6 protein-coding genes and 1 riboswitch are annotated in these 10,636 nt (G+C 42.5%); of the genes, 4 read left to right on the top strand and 2 right to left on the bottom strand.

Going from position 1 to position 10,636, the window contains the following annotated elements; all coding sequences use genetic code 11:
• Positions 1 to 123: 123 nt before the first annotated feature.
• Positions 124 to 1,683 carry an autotransporter outer membrane beta-barrel domain-containing protein gene (locus EV211_RS07850; protein ID WP_133528880.1) on the top strand — a complete coding sequence of 520 codons (1,560 nt, stop codon included), beginning with the start codon at positions 124 to 126 and terminating at the stop codon, positions 1,681 to 1,683.
• A 55-nt stretch (positions 1,684 to 1,738) separates the two neighbouring features.
• On the opposite strand, the gene htpG is transcribed toward EV211_RS07850, so the two are convergent.
• On the bottom strand, positions 1,739 to 3,691 hold the full coding sequence (htpG, locus tag EV211_RS07845) for a molecular chaperone HtpG (protein ID WP_133528879.1): 1,953 nt from the start codon (positions 3,689 to 3,691) through the stop codon (positions 1,739 to 1,741).
• 179 nt (positions 3,692 to 3,870) lie between these two features.
• Here htpG and EV211_RS07840 point away from each other — a divergent pair, with 179 nt between their 5' ends.
• Entirely contained in the window at positions 3,871 to 5,049 is a 1,179-nt protein-coding gene (locus tag EV211_RS07840; RefSeq protein WP_133528878.1) for an aldo/keto reductase, read from the top strand.
• 825 nt (positions 5,050 to 5,874) lie between these two features.
• Here EV211_RS07840 and EV211_RS07835 read toward each other — a convergent pair.
• The gene (locus EV211_RS07835) at positions 5,875 to 7,335 is read right to left on the bottom strand and encodes a L,D-transpeptidase family protein (RefSeq protein WP_133528877.1); all 1,461 of its coding nucleotides are present in this window, start codon (positions 7,333 to 7,335) and stop codon (positions 5,875 to 5,877) included.
• A gap of 177 nt (positions 7,336 to 7,512) precedes the next feature.
• Positions 7,513 to 7,725: riboswitch (cobalamin riboswitch) on the top strand.
• A 249-nt stretch (positions 7,726 to 7,974) separates the two neighbouring features.
• Between EV211_RS07835 and EV211_RS07830 the strand changes: the two genes are divergently transcribed.
• Both EV211_RS07830 and EV211_RS07825 read left to right on the top strand, forming a co-directional pair.
• The gene (locus tag EV211_RS07830; RefSeq protein WP_243108573.1) at positions 7,975 to 9,825 is read left to right on the top strand and encodes a sirohydrochlorin cobaltochelatase; all 1,851 of its coding nucleotides are present in this window, start codon (positions 7,975 to 7,977) and stop codon (positions 9,823 to 9,825) included.
• Between the two features lie 20 nt (positions 9,826 to 9,845).
• The gene (locus tag EV211_RS07825) at positions 9,846 to 10,628 is read left to right on the top strand and encodes a fibronectin type III domain-containing protein (RefSeq protein ID WP_133528876.1); all 783 of its coding nucleotides are present in this window, start codon (positions 9,846 to 9,848) and stop codon (positions 10,626 to 10,628) included.
• The last annotated feature ends 8 nt before the right edge of the window (positions 10,629 to 10,636 follow it).

Raw genomic sequence — 10,636 nt, 5'->3', positions numbered from 1 at the left:
CGGTTGGTGGACCTTTCAATACATCTTAAGATGTGGCAGGTAACAGGCCCTTCTAGGGCCAAAACAAACCACCGGCTGAGCCGGTGGTCATGATTATGGTTGAATAAAAGCGAGGTGAAAGCAATGCGTGTTAAACTGAAAAGCAGAAAGAGTGTTATTTTGGGAGTTATCGCTGTAACTGTTATTATGGCCGTAGCAGTTTTTAGTTCCTCGAATTCTGAGGCGACCACGACAAAGTCGAAATCAAGTTCTTCCACGGTTACAGGTTTAAAATATGTGGATCCAACTAATCTTACAATCAATAGCAGCAGTAGCAGCAACCAGGGAGGACCTAATACTTCGACATATGATTATAGCGGTACTTTGTCTTCCACATTGACAGCAAGTGGAAAGACTGTTTCCAAGAACAATAAAACTATTAAATCATCTACATCGGATAAGAATGTAGTGTTGGCAAAAAGTGGAGGAGTCCTGAAACTTAAGAATGTAACTTTGAAAAAGTCAGGGTCAGACAGCAATGGCGACAATTGTAATTTCTATGGCTTGAATTCATCCGTTTTGGCAGTAGGAAGCAAATCCAATGTATATATTTCCAAGAGCAATATAACTTCAACCAGCACGGGCAGCAATGGAATTTTTGCGACAGATAAAGCCAGGATATATGCCAACAGCGTCAAGATAACCACTAAGTCTGGAGCAAACTCAAGAGGCCTCGATGCCACTTACGGTGGCGTTATATACGGCAACAAACTGACTGTAAGCACAGCCAAGGATCATTGTGCGGCTTTAGCAACCGACAGAGGCGGCGGATATATATCCGTTACTAACAGTACTCTGAAGACTGCAGGTTCAGGTTCACCATTATTGTATTCAACAGGTGACATAGAAGTCGATAACGTAACAGGTACAGCTTCAGGAAGCCAGATTGCCGGTATGGAAGGTCTTAACAGGATACTGATATATAATTCCAAACTAACTAGCACTAACGATGCTATATCAGGCAGTGATCCTATTAAGAACGGAGTCATACTCTACCAGTCAACTTCTGGAGATGCGGATACAAGTACAAGTAGCAAGGCGGATTTCGAAGCAGTCAATTCCACTTTAAAGACCAGTATTTCCAGCGGAGCCATGTTCTATGTGACTAATACAAATGCGAAAGTAATATTACAAAATACCAAGCTTTCATTTGACAGCGACAAGGTGGATCTGATCAATGCGTCAGGCAATTCTAATGGATGGGGAACATCAGGTAACAATGGTGGTAAGCTTACATTTACAGCTATAGGCGAAACATTGAAGGGCAATGTGAAGACAGACTCTATAAGTAGCGTGAACATGTTCCTGTTATTCAAGACCAAGTACACAGGCAGTACATCTGGAACAGTGAATATGAACATAAGTAAGAATTCCAAGTGGGTCGTAACTGGTAACAGTACAGTCAAGAATCTGAATGTTGCAGACGGTGGCCAGATCGTAGATAAGGATGGAAACACAGTTACCATCAAGGTCAATGGAGTCACTAAAGTTAAGGGTGACAGCGATTATACAGTCACCGTAACTGGAAGTTACAGCACGACTGTTACTACAACCAGCGTAAACCAGACAAGTAAGAAAGTCGTAAGCAGAGCAGCCTTTGACAAGTATTATAAGACTTCAACAAAATTTGGAACAAACAATTAAATCTAGCAGCAATAAAAAGGGCGGAGCCAGTGGCTCCGCCCTTAAAATATGCATTTTAGTCAGTTATCACTCTGCAGATATCTTCGCCGAGTTTAGCCGGATCATCGATAGTAAGTCCGGAAATCAGCAACGCCTGATCGTAGAGCAACCTTGCGTATGTAGCTGTAAGATCCTTGCCCTCAGCGCCATCGCCTTTAGCAAAGGTTTCCTGTAATTTCTTCATTACAGCGTGGTCAGGATTCATCTCCAGGACTTTCTCAGCCTTGATACTTTCATCGGTAGGCATCTTGTTGATTGTCTTTTCCATTTCCAGAGAAATTCCGCCTTTACTGGTCAGGCAGCAAGGAGATTCCTTAAGCCTGCTGGATAGAGTTACCTCTGATACTTTGGAACCGAGAGTTTCCTTGATGAATGCCAGAAGATCCTTGTTTTCATCTTCAGCCTTCTTCATGGCTTCTTTTTCCTCATCAGTTTCAGCCTCGTTCATATTCTCGTCTGATACAGATTTGAATTCCTTTTCTTTATAGTCGTGGATGACCTTGACAACGAATTCATCGATTTCATCAGTCATATACAGGATTTCATAGCCCTTTGCCTTGGCGGCTTCAGTCTGTGGCAGCATATCGATCTTTTCGATAGTTTCGCCGGGAGCGTAATAGATATATTTCTGGTCTTCGCCCATCTTAGCGATATATTCATCCAGAGATATGAGCTTCTTCTCTGTAGAAGAGTAGAAGAGCATCAGATCTGAAAGAACATCCTTATGCATACCGAAGTCATCATAAAGTCCGTATTTCATCTGGCGTCCGAAATTGTTGAAGAACTTCTCATAACCTTCGCGGTCGTCCTTCATGAATTTCAGTAGCTCTGACTTGATCTTCTTTTCCAGATTTTTAGCTATATTTTTCAGCTGGCGATCCTGCTGCAATGTCTCACGAGAGATATTCAGAGAAAGATCCTGAGAATCTACCAGACCTTTGACAAAGTTGAAATAGTCAGGAAGCAGTTCTTTGCACTTGTCCATGATCATTACGCCGGAAGAGTATAACTGCAGACCCTTTTCATAATCCTTGGTATAATAGTTATATGGAGTGTTGCCGGGAATGAACAGCAGGGCAGTGTAGCTCGACACGCCTTCAACGCTGGTCCTTATGACCTTACATGGATCCATATAGTCGCCGAATTTGCTCTTATAGTATTCATTGTAATCTTCAGGTTTTACCTTGCTCTTCTGACGCTTCCAGATAGGTTCCATAGTGTTTAGAGTCTCAAGTTCCTGGTATTCTTCCATTTCCGGAGCTTTTCCTTCTTCCGGTTCAGGGGCGTCTGCCTTAGGTCTGCTCTTGGTAACCATCATCTGGATAGGGTAGCGTATGTAATCGGAATACTTCTTAATGAGACTTCTGATAGTGTATTCCTCAAGGAATTTGTCGTAGTTTTCACCTTCGACATCTTCCTTTATGTGAAGGACAATGTCTGTACCATTTGATGTCTTCTCAGTTGATGATACGTTGTAGCCGTCGGCACCTTTAGATATCCATGCATTGGCTTCATCTGAGCCGTAAGCCTTGGATGTCACTGTGACTTCATCTGCTACCATGAATGCGGAGTAGAAGCCTACGCCGAACTGTCCGATTATGTCGGTAACATTCTTTGACTTGCTTTCTTCATCCTTGTCGGCTTCTTTCTGCTGTTCTTCTTTGAATGCCATGCTTCCGCTTTTGGCTATGGTGCCAAGGTTGGCCTCCAGCTCCGCGGCCGTCATGCCTATGCCGTTGTCGCTGATAGTAAGTGTACGCGCGTCTTTGTCAGCCTTTATGTCTATAACAAAATCTGACCTTTTGATGCCGGTGTCACCGGACTGCAGACTCTGATAGTAGAGTTTGTCTAATGCGTCGCTGGCATTGCTTATGAGTTCACGCATGAAAATTTCCTTATGTGTATAGATCGAATTGATCATTAGATCCAAAAGTTTCTTGGATTCTGCTTTGAATTGTTTCTTTGCCATTCTTTCGCCTCCGAATATTAAATTATTAGCACTCACTTTGACTGAGTGCCAAGCCTATATAATAATGTACCACTTTAACGAAAAAAGTCAACACCATAAGTTGCATTTTGTGCAATAAAATCTGAAAGCCATTGACAATTGCGGTCCGTGGCAGTCATAATATGCTCAAGAGGTGGAATATGCAATTTAGAGACGATAGATATGGTAATAAAATATCACTGCTGGGTTACGGCTGCATGCGGTTTACTAAGAAGGGCATGAATATAGATATGGATAAGGCAGAGAAGGAGATAATCCATGCCGTGGAACTTGGCGTGAATTATTTCGATACGGCTTATTCCTACGGCGGAAGTGAGGCAGCACTTGGTAAGATCCTCGAGAATAATGATCTAAGGGACAAGGTGAATATCGCCACAAAGCTTCCGCAGTATCTGGTCAAGTCCAGCGGCTCTATCGACAGATTCTTTAATGAAGAACTGTCGCGGCTGCGAACTGATCATATCGATTACTACCTTATGCATATGCTTACGGATGTGGCCGCTTGGAATAAACTGAAGAAGCTGGGCATAGAGGACTGGATCGCTGAAAAGAAAGCATCTAGACAGATTCGCAATATTGGTTTTTCTTTTCACGGGAATTCGTATATGTTTCTGGAGATCCTGGACGCTTATGACTGGGACTTCTGTCAGATCCAGTATAATTACCTGGACGAGGATACCCAAGGCGGCAGGACAGGTCTTATGGCGGCTGCCGCAAAGGGCATTCCGGTAATAGTTATGGAGCCGTTGCGTGGTGGTAAGCTGGTGGATATGATGCCGGCCGACGCTAAGGCACTTATAACAAAAGAAGGCCGGGGCAGGACTGCTGCGGAGCTGGCTTTCAGGTGGCTCTATGATCAGCCGCAGGTGACCTGCGTGCTTTCCGGTATGAATTCGCTGGAGATGATAGATGAGAACTGTCGCGTGGCTTCTGAGGCCGAGGCAGGCTGTATGGGTGAGCTTGAGCGGAATCTGATATCTTCAATCACAAATGCTATAAACGGCAGTGTACGGGTGCCTTGTACGGGTTGTGGCTACTGCATGCCTTGCCCTCAGGGTGTTGATATTCCGACTGTATTCAGTTGTTATAATCATATGTTTATTGAGAACAAAGGCTCGGGCCGGGCGGAGTATATGCAGATGATGGCTTTTCGCAAATCTCTGCAGGGTGCAGGCAGGTGTATTTCCTGTGGGGCCTGCGTCAAAAGATGTCCTCAGTCTATTGATATCCCGGCAGAACTTCGTAAGGCTGACAGGGCGTTATTGCCTTGGTATATGCGGATCACCATGGGGGTCATGCGGCTGTTCAGATTTTGGTAGGGGTCGACATCTCTGACTCATATGCTTGTCCTCGTGCGCGAACAGCCCCATGTGATTTGCTTGCCAAGGGCAGAATACATTACGAACTAGGCGAAGTTGTTAAAGTCTCCAAGGATACTTTAACAGGAGAATCCCTCAATTTAATCATACTAGTATGATTAAAATTTCGGGATTCTCCTTTTCTTCGCCGTCAAACAACGTAATGTATTTAGCTACCCTTGTTGCTCCCTTCATCGGGGGCTGTATCTGCTCCTGCGGAATCGCATGATGAGTCAGCATGGTCGGCATGGTTGAAAGTGACATGGATTTTATTAAATTTACTTTTAAATTTTGAGTATTATTCAAGAAGTGAAGAGAAACTAAGAATAGAACACCATGCAAACTCGTTGAAGCATCGAAGCCTCTTCGAGGCTTTAAAGGATGACTACTCAATAAGGCCAGTTGAAAGAATCCTGAATTTAGGCTTTGATACAAATCCAATAAATAATGGTATTAATCACAGTTGTAAAATTAATTCTCAAAGGGCGAAGTAATTATAGGGACGCGGCGATTCCGCAGGAGCAGATACAGCCATAGTCGCAGACGAGCAGGAAGAACAGTTTAATATGTCGCGCTGTCTGAAGACGGAATAAAGGGCGATGATAATGGTGAAATTATGCTGGCATAATTTTCACCAGAAGAATCGCACTTTAAAGGAGTTGCCATTATTTACATAAAAGCAACTCCTTCGATATTCCGTCAAGTTCGCGGCATATTCTGTTCTTCGCGAGTGAGACTACCATGGCTGCCTGTGACGAGGACAAGCCAGTCACTGTGATTACTTCGCTAGTTATAGATCACTATCGGCATGCCGGCTTCGACATAATTGTAGAGTCTGGCAGCCTGAGTGGATGGCATGTTTACACAGCCGTGGCTTCCGCCGAATTTGTAGATAGTTCCGCCGAAGGAACTTCTCCACCAGGCGTCATGACAACCGTCACCATTATAGAACGGCATCCAATACTTTACTTTAGTAGCATACTTGCTGCCATCGGTATTATTACCCTTAAGAGTTTCATTGCGTGTTTTATACAGGAAATAATAAGTTCCTGACGGTGTCCTGTGGCCGGTAGATGTTGTTCCGGTAACTACGGAAGTCGATACTACGGTTTTACCGTTGACTACGCACCAGAGATACTGACTGCTCAGATCGACTTCTACATATGTGTTGCCAATGTCGCTTCCCTGAGAAGGGGAGCCATAGCCGGTGCTGCTGTAAACAGGTTTACGGGTGACATCTTTCTCAGTCTTCAGATCCTTGATCAGCTTAGCAGTTTCCTTCTTGGTATTGAGAGTGTAACCATAAGTACCGCCATATACAGTGTATGTTCCTCCATTTTTGGAATGGAATCTTCTGGTGGCGCCTACTGTGCTGCACTTGGTCGATAGAACATTCTTGACGAAACTGCTGACAGCCTTCTCTTTTACAGTGATCTGGCCTTCATCATTATAGCTTATCATCTTGTCAAGATAGTAAGGAGTGACTACATAAGTGCCGGCGGCTGATTTGTATGTTATCTTGGTTTTCAGGTATTTCTTGCAATATTCCTGTCTGACTTTCAGACTTTCGCTGGTAGACTTTATAGAAGGTCTGGTGTAGTATTTTTTAGAATTGTAGTTAAATACATTCTTGCCATCAGCGATGCTCTTCATTATGGCCTTTTTCAATTTGCCTTCATTTAAATTGTTACCGTAAACTTCTTTGACTATCTTGAACTTAGTATTTGACATATCTACATGAGCGTTCTTAGTCTTTATAGTTCCTTTGCCGTTCCTTACTATGTTGAGAGACTGGAATTGATCATTGAAACTCTCGGTTGTCTTGGCAATAGTCATAGAAATAGTCATGTTACGTTTGCTTTTGTTAAATGTGCGGACCATAGCCTGGAAAAAACCCGGTTTCAGGCAATCCTCTACGGATCCTTTTATATTGTACTCATAATCGAAATCGGAAATCCTACCTATTGCATTACCGTGACTTTTAATGGTGATGCTTTTCGTATTCCATTCAGTTGTCAGAGCATTCTCGGCCTCAGTAGCATTCATTCCTGAAACGTCCACGTTGTTGATTGTACTTCCGCTTTTAAATGTGTTCGGTTCGAATACAAATTTATCCAACAAAATACAGGCTACCAAAATAGCCAGTATAATTACTATCAGGGCGATTATTTTATTCTTATTAAGGTTTAGTTCGGGCTTCGTATTCTCATTTTTATCATGAAGACCTCTGTTATTTGCGTTGCTCAAAATCACACTTCCTTTTTTATTTATTTTATTTAAACTTTAAAAAACGCACTAGTTAAGTATACAATAGTAACGTTCGTATTTCAATAGTTAAATGGACTGTTTGAACATAGTAATACCTTAATTAATCTTAATATATTGGGTTGACTTTGGCTTCTGTCAATGATATCATACTTATTGAAAATTAAATATCTAATCAGTGCCGAATACCTATGGTATTTGGTTAAAAGGGAATCAGGTGAAAGTCCTGAACGATCTGGTCACTGTAAGCAAGAAGTCATTCTATGTTTATCCATTGACGAGGCAAAGCAGTCTAGCTGTAATGCCTGTTGAGAAGGAATAGAATGATGATGATCTGCAAGTCAGGAAACCTGCTGGATAGATTTAAGGTGAATGACTTCCGGAGAAAGTGCATACCTATAGTGGTTGTGGCACAAACGGCAGTTTGTGTCTTTTTTCTTAGACACGCTGTTGTTTATGTAATACGTGCCATCGATGCCTGCTTTCAATGGAAAGGAGGTATTTTTTATTCCTGCTGAGGCAGGATGCCATAGTTAGCAGACAAGTCAAATATGCATCCAGAGAAATCATTCCGTGAGTTAAAGGTTGTTTAAAGACTTTCGAAAGGATGATGTAATTATTATGAAAAAGAGTTTAAAGAAAATCATAACGGTTTTACTGTCGCTGACAGTGATATGTTCTATGAGCGCAACGGCTTTTGCGGCAGATAGCGCCTCGGCGCAGACTAAGACCGCTACAACAAAAGCCACAACAGAAAAGGCGGCTGACATTGTCAGTACTCTGGGGATGTTCTCGCCGGCAGAGGGAACGACATCGGTAAAAATAGACAAAATGACCGGTATGGCTAAAGTCACATTTACGACTTTGGCAAGGTCTGCCAAATACACTAAATTGTCTTTAGTAAAAATTTCCAAGACATCGGCTGTTAAAGAATCTAAGGCTGTCAAGGGAACAGTAACTGAAGTATCAACAGGCAAATACACCAGTACTTTCACATTCGATATTTCGGTTTCCAAGCTTGGGAAGAAAATGCCAATATCACTTTATCAGGTATACACTAAAGCAGATGGGACCAAGATAGATGGCTGGTACAATTACGGTAATAATAATCAGTACTATCTCACTGTAAAGTTCACACCAAGCGTTGTAAATGATCTTACTAAGGCTATTTATTATCAGAAAAGAACTGCAGGCACAGATTCACTATGCGCTGCTGCCAAGGCTGGCTGGGATTCACTGACCGATGCTCAGAAAAAACTTGTAGTAGGCTTCGGATATTATGAAGATGCCAGCGAAGCAAAAGGCGGATATGACTACTTCGGGGCTGATACTGGTGATGCTTCTGCAGACGATCCGGCCAATGCAAACAGCATAGGAGATTATGAACTCCTGGTAGCCAGTTTTGGAACAAGCTTCAATGATAGCAGAGTATTAACTGTTGGTGGAGTCGAGAGTGCTTTGGAAACATCTTATCCTGAGTATTCTGTTCGAAGAGGATTCACATCTCAGATCATTATCAATCATATCCAGGCTCGTGACGGTGAATTTATAGACAATATCGATCAGGCTATGGAACGCGCAGTTAAGAATAGGGTGAAGGTTCTGGTCGTACAGTCAACTACGCTGATGGCCGGAGCAGAATACGACGAATTGGTTTCAGAAGTAAATAAATATAAGAGTCATTTTTCACAGATAGTATTCAGCAAACCTCTATGTTCAACTGATGCAGACAAGACTGCAGTAGCAAAGGCTATCTATGCAGATGCAGCCGTAGATGCAGGATTCAAGAACACTGCAACAGCTGCTGCAGATAAAGATACAGCATTCGTGTTCATGGGACACGGAACATCACACAGCGCACAGGTGCTTTATACTCAGATGCAGACAGTTGTAAGCGGCTTAGGCTATAACAACTGCTTCATCGGGACAGTTGAAGGAAAACCTGCAAGCACATCCTGCGAGAATATTATCGCAGCAGTAAAGAAAGCAGGATACAAGAAGGTAGTTCTTCGTCCGCTGATGGTAGTTGCAGGCGACCATGCTAATAATGATATGGCCGGTGACGATTCCGATTCATGGAAGAGCCAGTTCAAGGCAGCAGGCTTCAACGTAAGCACTCAGATCAAGGGACTTGGACAACTAGAAGCAATTCAGGATATATATGTAGCTCACACTAAGGATGCCATTGCAAAGGTTGTTGCCAAGACCTCTATTTCAAAGGTTAAGGCAGGAACCAGGAGCGCTAAGGTAGTTGTGAAGAAGCAGTCAGGAGCGAAGGGATATCAGATCCGTTACGCTACAAGCAAATCAATGAAAAATGCCAGGACAGTTTCAACTACGAGTACCTCCAAGACAATCAAGAAGTTGAATTCAGGCAAGAAGTACTATTTCCAGGTAAGAGTCTATAAGACAGTTGATAAAACTAAGGCATACTCTGTATGGAGCAAAGTGAAAACAGTAAAAGTAAAATAGCATAGAAGTTGAGGATAAATATGAACAAAAAAATGAGAATAGTGGTTTCAGTGATTTTATCACTGGCCATGGTAATGACAGCCAGCGTGTTCTCCTTTGGGGAAACTGCTACAACGAAGGCAACATCGTCCCTTAAGGACGGCACTTATACGGTAGTCTGTGATACTGATACAGATGGAACAGGAAAGAAGTTCTTCATATACAGTCAAGATTATAAGACTTGTAAATTATCTGTTGTTAATGGTGTAATGACAGCAACGATTCGTTTGAATTCCACCGGTTACGATAAGTTATACCTCGGCACAGCGGAAGAGGCTGCAAAGGCTGATACGTCTTCATACATCAACTATGTTGCAGATGCCGATGGCTTATACACCTTTACAGTACCGGTTGCCAAACTTAATACTATTACTAAGATAGCTGCTTATGGCACCAGAGGTAAGGCGTGGCATGACCATTCTATTATCTTCAATTACTACACACCAGGCAAAACTTCTATCAGCAAGCTGAAGGCTGGTAAGAAATCAGTAAAAGCTGTCTGGAAGAAACAGACTGGTGACACTACAGGCTATCAGATACAGTATTCGACTAAGAAATCTTTCGCAGGAGCTAAAACTGTGAAAATCAGCAAGAATACTTCAGTCAGCAAGACTATCAAGTCATTAAAGTCAAAGAAGAAGTACTATTTCAGAATAAGAACATATAAAGAAACAGGTATTACATTCACAGATGAAAATTCAAATACGGTCAGCAAGGTATTTTATTCTGCTTGGAGCAGCAAGAAGAGCGTAAAGGTAAAATAGTCGCCTGA

This window comes from Aminicella lysinilytica (assembly GCF_004362975.1).
GTDB classification, from domain to species: Bacteria; Bacillota; Clostridia; order Peptostreptococcales; family Anaerovoracaceae; genus Aminicella; species Aminicella lysinilytica.
The sequence above is the reverse complement of the archived record's forward strand: the minus strand, read 5'-3'. Positions and strand labels throughout refer to the sequence as shown.